Annotated in this window: 15 protein-coding genes; 6 read left to right on the forward strand and 9 right to left on the reverse strand. The window is 73.6% G+C overall.

The window, feature by feature from the left end:
• Nucleotide 1 precedes the first annotated feature (1 nt).
• Nucleotides 2-1,948, reverse strand: a complete 1,947-nt coding sequence (locus ACQEVB_RS05885) for an acetyl/propionyl/methylcrotonyl-CoA carboxylase subunit alpha (protein WP_432966148.1) — start codon at nt 1,946-1,948, stop codon at nt 2-4.
• A 5-nt stretch (nt 1,949-1,953) separates the two neighbouring features.
• Entirely contained in the window at nt 1,954-3,522 is a 1,569-nt protein-coding gene (locus tag ACQEVB_RS05890; RefSeq protein WP_432966151.1) for a carboxyl transferase domain-containing protein, read from the reverse strand.
• An 80-nt stretch (nt 3,523-3,602) separates the two neighbouring features.
• Between ACQEVB_RS05890 and ACQEVB_RS05895 the strand changes: the two genes are divergently transcribed.
• Nucleotides 3,603-4,145, forward strand: a complete 543-nt coding sequence (locus ACQEVB_RS05895; protein ID WP_432966154.1) for an SACE_7040 family transcriptional regulator — start codon at nt 3,603-3,605, stop codon at nt 4,143-4,145.
• 9 nt (nt 4,146-4,154) lie between these two features.
• On the forward strand, nt 4,155-4,973 hold the full coding sequence (locus tag ACQEVB_RS05900) for an inositol monophosphatase family protein (RefSeq protein ID WP_432966157.1): 819 nt from the start codon (nt 4,155-4,157) through the stop codon (nt 4,971-4,973).
• Here ACQEVB_RS05900 and ACQEVB_RS05905 read toward each other — a convergent pair.
• A complete protein-coding gene (locus tag ACQEVB_RS05905) occupies nt 4,959-5,315 on the reverse strand; it encodes a winged helix-turn-helix transcriptional regulator (protein ID WP_432966160.1) in 357 nt (118 codons plus the stop codon). The two genes, ACQEVB_RS05900 and ACQEVB_RS05905, sit on opposite strands and share 15 nt — an antisense overlap.
• Before the next feature lie 39 nt (nt 5,316-5,354).
• Here ACQEVB_RS05905 and ACQEVB_RS05910 point away from each other — a divergent pair, with 39 nt between their 5' ends.
• Nucleotides 5,355-5,711, forward strand: a complete 357-nt coding sequence (locus ACQEVB_RS05910; RefSeq protein WP_432966163.1) for a YybH family protein — start codon at nt 5,355-5,357, stop codon at nt 5,709-5,711.
• On the opposite strand, the gene ACQEVB_RS05915 is transcribed toward ACQEVB_RS05910, so the two are convergent.
• Entirely contained in the window at nt 5,695-6,579 is an 885-nt protein-coding gene (locus ACQEVB_RS05915) for a DMT family transporter (protein WP_432966165.1), read from the reverse strand. The two genes, ACQEVB_RS05910 and ACQEVB_RS05915, sit on opposite strands and share 17 nt — an antisense overlap.
• A 9-nt stretch (nt 6,580-6,588) precedes the next feature.
• A complete protein-coding gene (locus ACQEVB_RS05920) occupies nt 6,589-7,638 on the reverse strand; it encodes a saccharopine dehydrogenase NADP-binding domain-containing protein (protein ID WP_432966168.1) in 1,050 nt (349 codons plus the stop codon).
• A 70-nt stretch (nt 7,639-7,708) separates the two neighbouring features.
• On the opposite strand from ACQEVB_RS05920, the gene ACQEVB_RS05925 reads away from it, so the two are divergent.
• A complete protein-coding gene (locus ACQEVB_RS05925; protein ID WP_432966171.1) occupies nt 7,709-8,680 on the forward strand; it encodes a GlxA family transcriptional regulator in 972 nt (323 codons plus the stop codon).
• On the opposite strand, the gene ACQEVB_RS05930 is transcribed toward ACQEVB_RS05925, so the two are convergent.
• The 4 genes from ACQEVB_RS05930 to ACQEVB_RS05945 form a co-directional block, all read right to left on the reverse strand.
• Nucleotides 8,661-10,220 (reverse strand): adenylate/guanylate cyclase domain-containing protein, encoded by a 1,560-nt coding sequence (locus ACQEVB_RS05930; protein WP_432966174.1) that lies wholly within the window; start codon nt 10,218-10,220, stop codon nt 8,661-8,663. The genes ACQEVB_RS05925 and ACQEVB_RS05930 overlap by 20 nt on opposite strands.
• Nucleotides 10,221-10,356: 136 nt before the next feature.
• Nucleotides 10,357-11,193, reverse strand: coding sequence for a MaoC family dehydratase (locus tag ACQEVB_RS05935; RefSeq protein WP_432966177.1), 837 nt, complete (start codon nt 11,191-11,193; stop codon nt 10,357-10,359).
• Complete coding sequence (locus tag ACQEVB_RS05940) at nt 11,166-12,503, reverse strand: 3-oxoacyl-ACP reductase (RefSeq protein WP_432966180.1); 1,338 nt, start codon at nt 12,501-12,503, stop codon at nt 11,166-11,168. Before ACQEVB_RS05940 ends, ACQEVB_RS05935 begins: the two co-directional genes overlap by 28 nt.
• A gap of 1 nt (nt 12,504) precedes the next feature.
• The gene (locus ACQEVB_RS05945; protein ID WP_432966183.1) at nt 12,505-13,788 is read right to left on the reverse strand and encodes an acetyl-CoA C-acetyltransferase; all 1,284 of its coding nucleotides are present in this window, start codon (nt 13,786-13,788) and stop codon (nt 12,505-12,507) included.
• Nucleotides 13,789-13,844: 56 nt separating this feature from the next.
• Between ACQEVB_RS05945 and ACQEVB_RS05950 the strand changes: the two genes are divergently transcribed.
• Together ACQEVB_RS05950 and ACQEVB_RS05955 are read left to right on the forward strand one after the other, a co-directional pair.
• On the forward strand, nt 13,845-14,471 hold the full coding sequence (locus ACQEVB_RS05950) for a TetR/AcrR family transcriptional regulator (protein ID WP_432966186.1): 627 nt from the start codon (nt 13,845-13,847) through the stop codon (nt 14,469-14,471).
• Complete coding sequence (locus tag ACQEVB_RS05955) at nt 14,468-16,393, forward strand: acyl-CoA dehydrogenase family protein (RefSeq protein WP_432966189.1); 1,926 nt, start codon at nt 14,468-14,470, stop codon at nt 16,391-16,393. The genes ACQEVB_RS05950 and ACQEVB_RS05955 overlap by 4 nt, the downstream gene beginning before the upstream one ends.
• The last annotated feature ends 31 nt before the right edge of the window (nt 16,394-16,424 follow it).

Genomic DNA, 16,424 nt, shown 5'->3' on the forward strand with positions numbered 1-16,424 from the left:
CTCAGTTCTCCGCTTCGACGATCATCAGGGTGGCGCCGCGGGCCACGGTGGCCCCGGCGCGGGCGCGCAGCTCGCGGACGATGCCGTCCACGGGCGCGGTGAGGGCGTGCTCCATCTTCATGGCCTCGACAACGGCGACGCGTTGACCTGCGGTGACGCGCTCGCCGTCGGTCACGTCGACGATCGTGACGGTGCCGGGCATGGGTGAGGTGACGGGTCCCCCGTCGCTTGCGTGGGCAGCCGCGGCGACGTCGGCCGTCTCCTGCTCGCGCACGGCCCACGCCTGCCCGTCGCGGCCGATCCACAGCGTCGGACCGTCCTCGGCGACCATGTAGTGCCGTGTCGTATCCGCGACGGTGACGGCCATCCTGTCGCCGATGCGACGTGCGCGCATCGGCATCGCCGGGCTGTCGCCGACCGCGACCTCGGCATCCGCCGCCCGGCCGCGGACCTTGACCGTGACCGGCTCGTCGACGGTGAGCCGGAACGCGGTCCACGCCGGCCCACCCACCCGCCAGGCGCCCGGCACGTCGAACGGGTCGACGACCGGGCCCGTGGGCTCGAGGGCGAGCAGGCGGTGGGCAGCAGCCGCGGAGAGCACGTCCTCGGGCAGCTCCGCGGCCACCCAGTCGTCGACCCTGCGGCCGACGAGTCCTGTGTCGAGCCGACCGGCGACGACGTCGGGGGCGGCGAGCATCGTGCGCAGGAACCCGATGTTGGTGCCGAGGCCGAGCAGCACGGTGTCGCGCAGGGCGGCGTCGAGGCGACGCAGGGCCTCGGCGCGGTCGCGGCCGTGCGCGATGACCTTGGCGAGCATCGGGTCGTAGTCGCTGCCGACCGTGCCGCCCGCGACGATGCCGGCGTCGACGCGCACGGTGCGCGGGAGGTCGAGCGCGAGGATGCGTCCACCCGTCGGGAGAAAACCGGCGGCCGGGTCCTCGGCGTAGACGCGGACCTCGATCGCGTGGCCATGCGGCTCCAGCACCGCGGGCCACGGCGCTTCCTCCCCGGCCGCCACCCGCAGCTGCAGCTCGACGAGGTCGACCCCGTACACCTCCTCGGTGACCGGGTGCTCCACCTGCAGGCGGGTGTTCATCTCCATGAAGAAGAACTCGTCCGGCCGGTCGGCGCCCACGATGAACTCGACCGTGCCGGCGCCCGCGTAGCCCACCGACTTCGCCGCCTCGACGGCCGCAGCGCCCATCGCCTCCCGCTGCTCGGGCGTGAGCAGCGGCGACGGCGCCTCCTCGACGATCTTCTGGTGACGCCGCTGCAGCGAGCACTCGCGCTCGCCGAGGTGCACGGCGTTACCGTGCGTGTCGGCGAGCACCTGGATCTCGATGTGCCGCGGGGTGGTGACCAGCCGCTCGACGAGCAGCGTGTCGTCGCCGAACGAGCTCTTCGCCTCGCGGCGGGCGGTGGCGATGGCGGCGTCGAGGTCCTCGGCGCGGTGCACCTCGTGCATGCCCTTCCCGCCGCCGCCCGCGCTGGGCTTGAGAAGCACCGGGAAGCCGATGTCGGCGACGGCCGCGGCCAGCTCCGCGTCGGACAGGCCGGCGCCGTCGGAACCGGGGACGACCGGCACGCCGGCCTTCGCGACGGTCTGCTTGGCGCGGATCTTGTCGCCCATCGCCTCGATGGCCGAAGCGGGCGGGCCGACGAACACGACGCCCGCGTCGGCGCAGGCCGCGGCGAACGCCGTGTTCTCCGACAGGAAGCCATAACCCGGGTGGATCGCCTCGGCTCCGGTGGCGCGGGCGGCGTCCAGCACGTCGTCGATGGAGAGGTAGCTGCCGATCCGCACGGCGACGTCGGCGGCGGTGACGTGCGGCGCGGCCGCGTCGGGATCGGTGTAGACGGTGACGGAACGGATCCCGAGGTCCCGCAGCGTGCGGACGACCCGCACGGCGATCTCACCCCGGTTGGCGACGAGCACGGTGGTGAACATGTGCCTCACATCCGGAAGACGCCGAAGGCCGGGTCGGCCACGGGCGCGTTGGCTGCGGCGGACAGGGCCAGGCCGAGGACGGTGCGGGTGTCCTTGGGGTCGATGACGCCGTCGTCCCAGATCCGAGCGGTGGAGTAGTACGGGTGGCCCTGGCGCTCGTACTGGGCGCGGATCGCGTCCGGGTTCGCACCGCTGCCGACCGTGCCCAGGACCGTCGCGGCCTGCTCGCCGCCCATCACCGAGATGCGGGCGTTGGGCCACATGAACAGGAACCGCGGCGAGTACGCGCGGCCGCACATCGAGTAGTTCCCGGCGCCGAACGAGCCGCCGATGATCACCGTGAACTTGGGCACCCGCGTGGACGCGACCGCGGTGACCATCTTCGCGCCGTTCTTCGCGATGCCACCGGCCTCGTACTCGCGGCCGACCATGAAGCCGGAGATGTTCTGCAGGAACACCAGCGGGACGCCGCGCTGGTCGCACAGCTCGACGAAGTGGGCGCCCTTCTGCGCCGACTCGGAGAACAGGATCCCGTTGTTCGCCACGATCCCGACGGGGTGCCCGTGCAGCCGCGCGAAGCCAGTGACGAGCGTGGTGCCGTACTCCGCCTTGAACTCGTGGAACCGCGAGCCGTCGACGATGCGCGCGATCACCTCGCGCACGTCGTACGGGGTGCGCGAGTCGGTGGGCACCACGCCGTACAGCTCGTCGGGATCGACGACGGGCTCCTCCGTCGGCACCACGTCCCACGGCCGCGGCGCGCGCGGCCCGAGCGTCGCGACGATCGAGCGGACGATCGCGAGCGCGTGCGTGTCGTTCTCGGCGAGGTGGTCGGTGACGCCGGAGACCTTGGAGTGCAGGTCGCCCCCGCCCAGCTCCTCAGCGGTGACGACCTCGCCGGTGGCGGCCTTCACCAGCGGCGGGCCGCCCAGGAAGATCGTGCCCTGGTTGCGGACGATCACGGCCTCGTCGCTCATCGCCGGCACGTACGCGCCGCCGGCGGTGCACGAGCCGAGCACCGCGGCGATCTGCGGGATGCCGAGCCCGGACATCGTGGCCTGGTTGTAGAAGATCCGGCCGAAGTGCTCGCGGTCGGGGAAGACGTTGTCCTGCTCGGGCAGGTAGGCGCCGCCGGAGTCGACGAGGTAGATGCAGGGCAGCCGGTTCTGCAGCGCCACCTCCTGCGCGCGCAGGTGCTTCTTGACCGTCATCGGGTAGTAGGTGCCGCCCTTGACGGTGGCGTCGTTGGCGACGACAACGCACTCCCGGCCGCTGATCCGGCCGACGCCGGTGATCATCCCGGCACCCGGGGCATCGCCGTCGTACATGCCATGGGCGGCGAGCGGGGACAGCTCGAGGAACGGCGACGACGGGTCGAGCAGCGTGTCGACGCGCTCGCGCGGGAGCAGCTTGCCGCGCTCGACGTGCCGGGCGCGGGCGCGCTCGGAACCACCGCGGGCGGCGGTGGCGAGCTGCGCGCGCAGGTCGGCGACGAGCGCGCGGTGGGCCTCGTCGTGCTCCGGCGACGGCGCCGCGGAGACGGCGAGCGGCGGTGCGGCCGTGGTGGCAACCATGCCGACAGGTTAACGCCCATTAACGTGACGTTCCAACCCCCATCTGGTGTGATGCGGTGAATGTTCGTTAACATCGAGCGGTGACCGGCCGGCGTGAGCAGATCCTCGGCGGCGCCGCGCAGCTGTTCGCCAAGCACGGCTATCACGGCGTGAGCATCGCCGACCTCGGCGCCGCCGTCGGCATCAGCGGGCCCGCGCTCTACCGGCACTTCCCCGGCAAGGAGGCGCTGCTGGAGGAGATGCTCGTCGGCATCAGCGAGTACCTGCTGCAGGGCGGGCAGGCGCTCGCCGACACCGTCGACGACCCGGAGGAGCGCCTCCGCGCGCTCGTCGCCTTCCACGCCGACTTCGCCACCCGCGAGCCCGAGCTGATCGTCGTGCAGGACCGCGACCTCGCCAACCTCGCCGCCGGGCCGCGCGCCAAGGTCCGCAAGCTGCAGCGCACCTACGTCGAGATCTGGGTGGACGCGCTGCGCAGCACGCGCCCCGAGCTCGACGACGCGCAGCGCCGCGTCGTCGCGCACGGCACGTTCGGCCTGCTCAACTCCACCCCGCACGCCGGGCGCGGCCGCGACGCCGCGGAACTCCTGCAGCGCATGGCGCTCGCCGCGCTTCGCCCGTAGGGTCACGCGGTGATCGACATCGCGTCCTGCCCCCTCGTCGACGACGCGGTGGCGGTGGCCGCCGGCGCCGCCCGGTCCGGCGGGTCCGTGCTGCTCGGCATCGACCGCACCAGCATCGACGTCGCCTTCAAGGACGCGCAGGTCGACATGACGACGTCGGCGGACCGCGCCTCGCAGGCCGCGATCGTCGCGGACCTGCGCGCCACGTTCCCCGACCACGTGATCGTCGGAGAGGAGGGCGCCGAGCCCGGCGCCGACGACGCGCACGTCTGGTACGTCGACGGGCTGGACGGCACCAGCAACTACGCCCACGGCATCCCGTGGTACGCGGTGTCGGTGGCGCTGCGCTGCCGCGAGCACGGCGCCGACGAGGTCGTGGCGGGCGCGGTGTTCGACCCGGTGCACGACCAGCTGTTCTGCGCCGGCCGCGGGCTCGGCGCCACCGGCAACGGCGAGCCGCTGGCCGGCTCGGCGGTCGCACCGCTGCGCGCGGCCGTCGTCGTCACGCAGATCCAGTCGGCCGATCCGGCGCGGATCAGCCGGCACGCCGGCACCGTCGAGCGGCTGCTCACGACCGCGGGCAGCGTCCGCAGCCTGGGCGCCCCCGCACTGGTGATGGCGCACATCGCGGCCGGACATCTGGGCGCGTACGTCGAGCGCGAGCTGGCGGCGTGGGACGTCAGCGCCGGCCAGCTGCTGGTCGAGGAGGCGGGCGGCCGCGTGACCGACCTGACGGGGGCACGGGTCGCGACCGCCGCCGTCACCGACGTCGTGGCCAGCAACGGAGCGATCCACGACGAGCTGCTCGACGCGCTACGCGGGACGTAGGCGCTCGCCCGTCCGGTACAGCTCCACGAGCAGCGGGCGCAGGGCGCGTCCGGTGTCGGTGAGCTCGTAGACGACGCGGGTGGGGAAACCGGCGCGCTCGTGACGGGCGACCAGGCCGCGCTCACGCAGCGCGGTCAGCCGCTCCACCAGCACCTTGTCGGAGAGCTCCGGCAGGCCGCGGCGCAGCTCGCCGTAGCCGAGCGGGCCGGCCATGAGGTCGCGCAGCAGGAGCGTGGTCCAGCGGCCGGCGATCGCGGCCAGCGCGACCTCGACCGGGCAGTCCGGCTCGGGACGGCGGGTGGCGCCGGCCGGGGTGGGCACCAGCACCGGTTCGGCGCTCACCGTTCGGTGAGCCACGGACCGGTGCGCTTCGGTGGCGGCATGACCCATCCGCCCACCATGCCCGAACTCCTGCCGCACGCGTTCGCCGCCGCGTTCACGAGCGGTGACCCCGTCGAGGCGTTCTACGAGCCGGACGCGGTGTTCGTCGACCGCTCCGGCACCGCGCTCACCGGCGCCGCCCGGGTTACCGCCAACACCGCGTTCCAGGCACTCGGCCAGCCGCTCGACGTGACACCGCGGCACGTGTTCACCGCGGGCGACGTCGCGTTGCTGGTGGTCGACTGGACGATCGGGGAGATCACCGGCACCGCGACGGACGTGGCCCGCCGCGGTACCGACGGCAGGTGGCGCTACGTCGTCGACAACCCGTTCGGCACCGCTACCGGCGCCGGGTGATCGCCACGCCGACGAGGCAGACCGCGCCGCCGACGATCGCGAGCAACGGCGGGAACTCACCCAGCACGATCGCCGACATCACCACCGCGACGGGCGGCACCACGTAGGTGCTCACACCGAGCCGGCCGGCGTCCATGCGCGCCAGCGCGTACGCCCAGGTGCTGAACGCGAGCGCGGTGGGCACCAGCCCCAGGTAGACGACGCCGAGCGTGGCCGCCGCCGGAGCCGTCGCCACGGTGTCGACCAGCGACGGCGCGAATGGCAGGCAGGCGACGGCACCGATCGCGCACGCCGTGAACGTCACCTGCAGGCCGGGCAGGCGGCGCAGCAGCGGCTTCTGCGAGAGCACCCCGATCGCGTAGGTGACGGCGGCGGCGAGGCAGAGCAGGACGCCGAGCAGGTCGGCGGTGCCGTCCGCGGTGGCCGCCCCGACGAGCACGGCCCCGGAGAACGCCACCAGCGCGCCGACGATCAGCCAGCGCGGGAACCCCTCGCCCAGCAGCAGCCCGGCGAACAGGGCGATCAGCACCGGGCCGACGTTCACCAGCATCGCGGTCGTCCCGGCGTCGACGCGGGTCTCCGCGTCGTTGAGCGCGAGGTTGTACACGGCGAACCAGGAGAGGCCGCACAGCGCGAGGAACCCCCACTCGCGCGCGGTCGGCGCGACCCAGCGCCGCCGGCTGACCAGCATCAACCCGCCCAGCGCCACGACGCCGACCAGCAGCCGGCCCAGCGAGAGCGCCCCCGGCCCGTACGTCGCGCCGACCGCGCGGATGCCGACGAACGCCGACGCCCAGGCCAGCACGGTGAAGCCGACGGCGGCGAAGGTCAGCCAGCCGGAGCGGGTGGCGGGGGGAGCGATGGTCACCCACCGACGTTATGCGTCCGAGCCCTCCCGAGGAGAGCGGTTTCCGGCCATCGCTGCCCCAGAAACCGCCACCGTGAGGTGCTCCCGCCCGAGAGCGTGGAGGACGTCGGCCGCGTCGAGCAGCGCACCCGGGGCGAGCACCCCGACCGCGCTGGCGCGGCCGTCGAGGATGCGCGCGACCGCCTCCACCACGATCGGTGCGGTCACGGCGTAGATGTCCTGCCCCGACGCGGTGACGCGGCGCTCGCCATCCGCGGTGCGGGCCACGACGTCGACGACGAACCGCTGGGCCGACCGGCCGTCCGCGTCGACGGCCTCGGGGGTGGGGGTGTCGGGGTCGCGCAGGTCCCGCAGCGCCGTGGCGGCGAAGAGCGAGCGGATCGTCGTCGCCTGCAGGTGCGACGCCATGGTGATGATCTCGGAGAAGGGCAGGTCGACGACCTCCTGCTCGTCGAACGGCGTGGGGAACGACCACGTCGTGGGCGGCGCGGCGACCAGCGGGGCGAGGCGGCCGTCCGTGACGACCAGCCGGGTCGCGGTGTTGCGCCGGCCCGTCAGTCGGGTGCCCTCCGTCGGCCACCACCGGTCGAGCGCGATCGCGACGGTGATCTCCTCGGCCGTGGTGCGGCCGTCCAGCGCGGCCGTCGCGAGCAGATCGGCCAGCCCGCCGAAGAACGCCATCGCCGGCACGACGGCGACGCCGGCTGCGCGGGCGTCCGCGGCGAGCTCGCGGTGCAGCGCGGCGGCGGCACCCTGCTCGGCGGAGACGTCGAGGTAGTGGACGCCGGCCCGGACGGCGGCGGTGGCCACCGGGGCAGCCGTGTCGAGGAACGGTCCGGCGGTGTTGATCACCGCGGCGCCGTCGAGGGCGGCGGCCAGCGCCGCGGGATCGTCGATCGCGGCCGGGCGCTGGTCGAGGCCCGGGAACCGGCTGCCCAGCTCGGCCAGCCTGTCCGCGTCGCGGCCGGACAGGACCGGTTCCAGACCACGCCGCAGCAGCTCTGCGGTGACGAACTGCCCGGTGTGTCCGTATGCGCCGTAGACGACTACTCGTTGCATGTCTCCATGGTCATCGGCCCTCCGCGACACCACGAGCGTCCGATCCGACCTCCTGCGTACAGTTTCCGACATGCACAAGGTCGTGATCGCGGTGCACGAGCACACGATGCTGCTCGAGCTGGCCATCGCGGCGGAGGTGTTCGGCGTGGACCGCTCCGACCTCGCCGCGAACGCCGAGTGGTACGAGCTCACGGCCTGGACCCCCGACGGAGCGCCGGCGCGCTGGCTGCCCGACGTCGCCCCGTGCGCGCTCGCCGACCTGCCCGCCGCCGACACGGTCATCGTCCCGTCGACGGACGACCCCGACGCGTCGTCGGACCCGGCGCTGCTGGCCGCCCTGCGCGCCGCCCACGACCGGGGCGCCCGCATCGCCGGGCTCTGCACCGGCGCGTTCGTGCTCGCCGCCGCCGGCCTGCTGGACGGGCGCGCCGCGGCCACCCACTGGATGCACGCCGACGACCTGGCCCGGCGCTACCCGCGCGTCGAGGTGCGCCCGGACGTCCTGTACGTCGACGACGGGCAGGTGCTGACCTCGGCGGGCAAGACGGCGGCGCTGGACCTGTGCGTCCACCTCGTCCGCCGCGACCACGGCGCGGCGACGGCGAACGGGTTGATCCGGCGGCTCGTCGGGCCCGGGTTCCGGCCGGGCGGGCAGGCGCAGTTCATCGCACCGCCGAGCGCGCCGCGGGTGGCCGACGGGCTGGCGCTGGCGCTGGACTGGGCCCGCGGCCGCCTCGACCGCCCGCTGACCGTGGAGGACCTCGCGCGGCGGGCCGGGCTGAGCAGCCGCCAGCTCGCGCGGCGCATGCAGGCCGAGGTCGGGGCGCGTCCCTTCGACTGGCTGCACCGCGAGCGGGTCGCGCTGGCGCAGGAGCTGCTGGAGTGCAGCGACGCGAGCGTCGAGCAGGTCGCAGCGCGCAGCGGCCTCGGCACGGCGACCACCTTGCGCCGGCACTTCCAGCGCGCGGTCGGCGTCAGCCCGACGACCTACCGCGCCACCTTCGGCCGCTCTGGAGGGTCTCTTACGCCGATCGCTCGGTGACCGCCCGCCGGGGCGCCCGGGGTCGGCTCGCCGGGATCACCGGGGTGGCCATGCGCGTCGGCTGGGTGCGCCCGCGGAGGGTGACGGCGTCGCCCAGTTCCCAGCGCCGGGCCTCCGTCGCGGACGCGAGCTCGACGGCGGCGGCAGCGGCCACCACGCGACCGTCGGTGGTCTTGGCGACGTCGGTGAGCCGGGCGGCCTCGTTCACCGGGTCCCCGATCACGGTGTACTCGTAGCGGCGCACGTCGCCGACGTTGCCAGCCACGACCTCGCCTGCCGACACGCCGATGCCCAGCCCCACCTCGGGGACGCGCTCGGCCAGCCGGGCGGCCAGGTTGCGCGCGGCGGCCAGCGCGGAGCCGGCCGGGTCGGCCAGCGGTGCCGGCGCGCCGAACACGGCGAGCGCGGCGTCGCCCTCGAACTTGTTGATCCAGCCGCCGTGCTCCTCGACGGTGCCCACCACCACCGCGAAGAAGCGGTTCAGCACCTGGACGACCTCTTCGGGCTCGCGGGACGCGGCCAGACCGGTGGAGCCCACGATGTCGACGAACAGCACGGCGACCTGCCGGCGCTCGCCGCCGAGGCGCACCTCCCCGGCCGCGGCGGCCGCCGCGGCGACCTCGTGGCCGACGTGCCGGCCGAACAGGTCGCGGATGCGTTCGCGCTCGCGCAGCCCCGACATCATCGTGTTGAAGCCCGACTGCAGCTGCCCGACCTCCGTGCCGTCGTAGACGGGCACGGTGACGGTGAGATCCCCCTCCTCGACCTGCGCCATCGCGCGGATGACGCCGTTGACCGGGTCCGCGACCGCGCGCGTCGCGCCGACGGTCACCAGGAACCCGCCACCGATCGCCACCGCGCCCACGGCGATCAACACGATGGCCAGCTGCGTCGTCGTCATGTCGTCGAACAGGAAGACCGCGACCCCGGCGAGGATCAGCCCGAACACCGGCACGGCCGAGCCGAGCGCCCAGAACACGAGCGATCGGGCGACGATGCCGGGCAGCCGGCGCCGGCGCATGGGCACGTCCCGCAGCACCCGCTCCGCGGTGCGCCGCAGCACGCGCTCGGCGAGCAGGTACGTCAGCGCGCAGGTGACGACGCCACCGAGCAGGATCGTCTCGCCGATGCGCAGCGCCAGGCGCGGCGAGTAGGCCAGGTTGAACGACGTGAACAGCACCGCCGCCACGAACCACAGCACCGACTGCACGATCACCAGGCGTAGCGGCCCGTAGAGCACGAACCGGCGCTCGCGGCGGCGCTGCTCCTCGTCGGTGCCGTGCTGCCACAGCTGGAACCGGCGGGCGCCGACGAAGGTGCCCACCGGCAGCGCGACGATCAGGTAGACGGCGAAGAGCAGCATGTTCGTGCCGCGCACGAACTCCGGATCCTCCAGGGGACCTTCCGGGATCACCCACGTCGCGAAGACGAACACGCCGGCGGACCCGAGCAGGTTGGCACCCATGAGCACGACGACCAGCGCGAGGCGGACGCGCAGGTCGATGACCCACCGTCGCTGCTTGCGCTGGAACGCACCCACGCAAGCAGTGTAGGTGGCGCCGCCGGGTGGCCCAGCCCACGTACACCCGTCGGTGGCAGCCGACGTCACACACCGTAGAGCCACGTCACACAGGTTGGGCGGTGTGTGCGGTGGCCGTGCGGTGTGTGACGTCGCCTTACCGGACGGTCGACGCAAGGTGGGGGACCCCCGAGCGCACGTCCAGTGCCCAGCCGTCGCCGAGCCGCTTCGTGCGCAGCTCGACCGTCGACGGCAGGAGCAGCGGCTTGGCGAACTCGACGTCCCAGGTCAGCGCCTCGGGCAGGCGCCCGTCCAGGCTGGCCAGCGCGTGCGCCGCGGTCCACATGCCGTGCGCGATCGCCCGCGGGAACCCGAACGCCTTCGCCGCCAGCGGCGAGAGGTGGATCGGGTTCACGTCACCGCTGACGCCGGCGTAGCGGCGGCCCGTGCCGGCGTCGACGCGCCAGGTCGCGGCGGGCGGGCCGTCGTCGAACGGCTGCGGGCCCGGCTCGTCGGGCTCCTCGTCCGGCGCGCTCGCGCCGCGCGCGAAGTAGGTGCTGCGCCCGTCGAACACCCGCTCGCCGGCCGCGTCGACGGCCGTGACGAGATCCACCTGCGCACCCTTGGGGTGGCTGCGCAGCCGCTCGGCGTGCACGGAGATCGCGAGCGTCTCCGCCGCGTCGACGGGCCGGTGCGCGGTGATGCGGTTGCGCACGTGCACCAGCCCCGGCAGCGCGAACGGGAAGGATCGGCTCGCCATGAGCTCGACCTGCTGCGCGAAGCCCAGGACGTGCAGGTACGGGACGGGCAGGGTGTCGCCGAAGCGGAACCCGCACACCCTGTCGTAGGCGGCGAGGTGGGCCCGGTCGATCGCGACGCTGCGGCGCAGCACGGTGTCCGGCAGCGTCGACGAGCGCGGGCCGACCGCGGTGGCGACGGCCTTGGCGTAGAGCAGCCCCAGCGACATCAGGCCCCCAGCAGGCTCTGCCCGCACACGCGGACGGTCTGACCGGTGACCCCGCCGTTCTCCGCGCGGGCGAGCCAGCCGATCGTCTCGGCGACGTCGACGGGCAGCCCGCCCTGGCGCAGCGAGTTGATCCGGCGGCCGGCCTCACGGGTGCCGAGCGGCATCTTCGCGGTCATCTCGGTCTCGATGAACCCGGGCGCAACGGCGTTGATCGTCACCCCGCGCTCGGCCAGCTGCGGCGCGAGCGCCCGGACCATCCCGATCACGCCTGCCTTGCTGGCCGCGTAGTTGGTCTGGCCGCGGTTTCCGGCGATGCCGCTGGTGGAGGCCACGCAGACGATGCGACCGGTGCTCGACAACACGTCGCCGAGTGCGGCGTTGATCGCGAGCTGGGCGCGCAGGTTCACCGCGAGCACCGCGTTCCAGCGGTCGGCGTCCATGTTGGCGAGCAGCTTGTCGCGTGTGATGCCAGCGTTGTGCACGACGACGTCGACGCGGCCGTAGCGCTCCTTCAGGTGCGTGACCAGCCGCTGCGGTGCGTCGGGTGCGGTGATGTCGAGCTGCAGCGCGGTGCCGCCGATGCGGTTGGCGACCTTCGCGAGTGCCTCGCCGGCGGCCGGGACGTCGATGGCGACGACGGTGGCGCCGTCGCGCGCCAGCGTCTCCGCGACGGCCGCGCCGATGCCGCGGGCAGCCCCGGTGACGGCCGCGATCCGCCCGGCGAGCGGCTTGTCGACCAGCGCCGGATCGTCCACCGGTGCGGGATCGACCGGCTCACCCACGGGCTGCGTCACGTGCACGACCTGCCCGTCGACGTAGGCGGAGCGGCCGGACAGGAAGAACCGCACGGACGGATCGAGCGCGGCCGGGTCGGTGTGCGGCGCAGTGACCAGCAGGTTCGCCGTCGCACCCGCGCGCAGCTCCTTGCCGATCGAACGGATCAGCCCGTCGAAGGCATGCGCGACGGCAGCCGCCTCGGGATCGGTGTCGTCGGGCTCGGGCGCGATCAGCAGCACCCGTCCGCACGGCTGCAGCCGGCGCATCGTCGGGGTCAGGAACTGCTGCACCTCGGCCAGCTCGTCGATCGTGCGGACGGCGGACGCGTCGAGCACGACCGCCGCGAGCTTGCCCTCGTCCCCGGCGTCGGCGATGCCGGCGGCCTTGAGCAGCGCGCGGACCGGCTCCGCGAACCGGCCCGCGCCGACCGCGCCGACGAGCGCGGGCCCGTCGAGCAGCGGCGCACCGGGCTCGTGCCTGCGCAGCACCGGGATGCGCGGCACGCCGAGCTGCTGCACCAGCCCGAACTGGCTGATGTCACGCAGGAGGTCGTTCGACATCTCAGGCCCCTTCCAGCAGCGCGACGACGCCCTGACCGCCGGCCGCGCAGATCGAGACGAGCCCCTTCGAACCCTTCCCCTTCTCGTGCAGCAGCTTCGCCAGCGTCGCGACGATCCGCCCGCCGGTGGCCGCGAACGGGTGCCCCGTCGCCAGCGACGAGCCGGTCACGTTGAGCTTGGCCCGGTCGATCGGGCCGAGCGGGGTGTCGAGGCCGAGGCGCTCCTTGGCGAACGCCGGGTCCTCCCACGCCTTCAAGGTGACCAGCACCGTCGAGGCGAAAGCCTCGTGGATCTCGAAGAAGTCGATGTCGGCGAAGGTCAGGCCGTTGCGCTCCAGGAGCTTCGGCATCGCGAAGATCGGCGCGGTGAGCAGGCCGTCCTTCCCGTGGACGAAGTCGACCGCCGCCGTCTGGGCGTCGACGAAGTGCGCGAGCACCGGCAGGCGGTGCTCCTGCGCCCACTCGTCCGAGCCGAACAGCACCGTGGACGCGCCGTCGGTGAGCGGCGTCGAGTTGCCCGCCGTCATCGTGGCGCCGGGACCGGAACCGAAGACCGGCTTCAGCTTGGCCAGCCTCTCCACCGACGAGTCGGCGCGCAGGTTGCCGTCGCGCGAGACGCCGAGGAACGGGGTGACCAGGTCGTCGAAGAAGCCGCGGTCGTAGGCGGCGGCGAGGTTGCGGTGGCTGGCCACCGCGAGCTCGTCCTGCGCCTCGCGGGGGATCTCCCACTCCTGCGCGGTGATCGCCATGTGCTCGCCCATCGAGAGCCCGGTGCGCGGCTCGGCGTTGCGCGGGATCTCCGGCACGATCTGGCCGGGCCGCAGACCGGCCAGCGCGGCGAGCCGCTGCTGCAGCGTCTTCGCGCCGTTCAGCCGCATGAGCACGCGGCGCAGGTCGTCGTTGAGGGCGACGGGTGCGTCGCTCGCGGAGTCGACGCCGGCGGCGATGCCGCTCTCGATCTGGCCCAGCGCGATCTTGTTGGCGACGAGCACCGCGGTCTCCAGCCCGGTGCCGCAGGCCTGCGCGACGTCGTAGGCGGGCGTGGTCGGCGCCAGGGTGGAGCCCAGCACCGACTCACGGGTCAGGTCGCGGTCGCGGGAGTGCTTGAGCACCGCGCCGCCGGCGACCTCCCCGACCTGCTGACCGGCCAGCCCGAAGCGGGCGGCGAGCCCGTCCAGTGCCGCGGTGAGCATGTCCTGGTTGGACGCCTCGGCGTACGCGCCGTTCGAGCGGGCGAACGGAAGGCGGTTGCCGCCGATGACAGCGGCCTTGCGGACGGTAGCCATGTGAACCCCTTACCCACGAGTAGCCGGTACTCAAAGTACACGGTACTCTCAGTTCCGTGAACGTGACGCGGGACAAGCGGACGACCCGGTGGGACGACCACCGGCGCAGCCGCCGCGCCGAGCTCGTCGACGCGGCGATCCAGGCGATCCGCGCGCACGGCGCCGGCGTCGGCATGGACGAGGTCGCCGCCCGCGCACGCACGTCCAAGACCGTCGTCTACCGGCACTTCGCCGACCGCGCGGCGCTCTACGTCGCCGTCTGCGAGCGGGTCGCGCAGGTGCTGGCCGACGGCATCCAGGCCGCCATCGAGACCGCCACCGGGGCGAAGGCGCGCACCGCCGCCGGCATCGAGGCCTACCTGCAGCTGATCGAGCAGGACCGTGAGCTCTACCGGTTCGTCGTGCACCGCCCCCTCGTCGACTCCACGCCGGGCGATCCGCTCGCCGACGTCGTCACGATGCTGGGCGACCAGGCCGCCACCGCCATCGCGGGCGAGCTGAGCCGCGCCGGTCTCGATCCTGCACCCGCCCCGACCTGGGGTCATTCACTCGTCGGGCTGGTTCGCGGCGCTGCCGACCAATGGCTCGCCGCGCCGGCGGGTACCACCAGGGCAGAGCTCGCCGCCCGGATCACCGAGTTCGCGTGGGCCGGCCTGTCCGGCGTCACCAGGGAGAAGCCATGAACACCACCGAACTGCAGAAGGTGCTCGACGGCCGGTTCGCCGAGATCCGCGCCGACGTGCGCGACCGGCTGGCGAAGGAGGACATGACCGCCGAGCCGGGCCTGTCCGTCGAGGAGTACCGCGCGTTGACGCTGGCCAACCTGCGCAAGCTCGCCGACAGCGGCCACCCGCAGCGCGGGTTCGCCGGAGACGTCGGCGGCGTGGTCACCGCGTTCGCGATGCTGGCGTTCGCCGACCTGTCGCTGCTGGTCAAGGCGGGTGTCCAGTGGGGACTGTTCGGCGGCGCCGTGCAGGTGCTGGGCACGTCCGCGCACCACGACGCGTACCTGCAGCAGATCATGGACGGCGAGCTGCTCGGCTGCTTCGCCATGACCGAGACCGGCCACGGCTCCGACGTGCAGCACCTGCGCACCACCGCCACGTACGACCCGGCCACGCAGGAGTTCGTCGTCGACACGCCGGACCCGTCCGCGCGCAAGGACTACATCGGCAACGCCGCCCGCGACGGGCGCATGGCCGTCGTGTTCGCGCAGCTGATCACCGGGGGCGTCTCCCACGGGGTCCATGCGCTGCTCGTCCCCATCCGCGATGATGACGGCAACGCGATGCCCGGCGTCACGATCAGCGACTGCGGGCACAAGGCGGGGCTCAACGGCGTCGACAACGGCCGGCTCACGTTCGACCACGTGCGGGTGCCCCGGCAGGCGCTGCTCAACCGCTTCGCCGACGTCGCCCCCGACGGCACCTACACCAGCGCGATCGAGAACGAGACCCGCCGCTTCTTCACGATGCTGGGCACCCTGGTGCGCGGCCGGATCAGCGTCGCGGGCGGCGCCGGCACGGCCACGCAGAAGGCGCTCACGCTGGCGATCCGCTACGGCAACATCCGCCGCCAGTTCGCCGACCCCGCCACCGGCGAGGAGAGCGCCGTCCTCGACTACCTGGTGCACCAGCGCAAGCTGCTGCCCGCGCTCGCGACCACGTACGCGCTGCACTTCGCGCAGGACGAGCTCGTCCAGGCCATGCACGAGCTGCAGGGGGCGGGCGCCGTCCCTGACGAGGCGCGGCAGCGCGAGCTGGAGACCAAGGCCGCCGGCATCAAGGCCGTCGGCACGTGGCACGCCACCCGCACCATCCAGACCTGCCGCGAGGCGTGCGGCGGCGCCGGCTACCTGTCAGAGAACCTGCTGCCGCAGCTCAAGGCCGACACCGACGTGTTCACCACGTTCGAGGGTGACAACACGGTGCTGCTGCAGCTCGTCGCCAAGACGATCCTGTCGGACTACGGGAAGCGGGTCGCGCAGCTCGACCTGGCGGGCAAGGCGCGGTTCGGCGCCGGCCTCGTGGCCGGGTTCGCGCTGGAGCGCACCGGGGCCCGCGCGTTGATCTCCCGCGGAGCGCTGCGCGACCGCGCGTACCAGCGGTACCTCTTCGTCGAACGCGAGGAGCACCAGATCGCCACCGCCGCCCAGCGGATGCGCGCCGCGCTCAAGCCCGGGGCCGACCAGTTCGCCGTCTTCAACGCGGCGCAGGACCACCTGCTGGAGGCCTCGCGGGCGCACGTCGACCGGATCGTGTTCGACGCGTTCGCCCGCGCCGTCGACGCGTGCAGCGACGCGCAGACGAAGGCCCTGCTCGCGAAGGTGCTGGACCTGCACGCGCTCTCGGTGATCGAGGCCGAGGCCGGGTTCTTCACCGGGCACGCCTACCTCACGGCGGGCCGGGCGAAGGCCGTCACGCACGAGGTCAACGCCCTGTGCGGCGAGCTGCGGCCGCACGCGCGCACCCTCGTCGACGGCTTCGCCATCCCCGAGGGCTGGCTCGCCTGCCCGATGCTGGCCGGCGAGCACGACGCCACCGCCGCCGCGACCAACCCGGTGCCGACGACGGAGGAGCCGAGCGACCTTTCGGCCGTCGGCTGAGGGGGTGCTGGCATCCCCTCGGCCCGCCGGG

Origin of the sequence: Pseudonocardia sp. CA-107938 (genome assembly GCF_050936315.1) — a bacterium.
Classification (GTDB): Bacteria; Actinomycetota; Actinomycetes; order Mycobacteriales; family Pseudonocardiaceae; genus Pseudonocardia.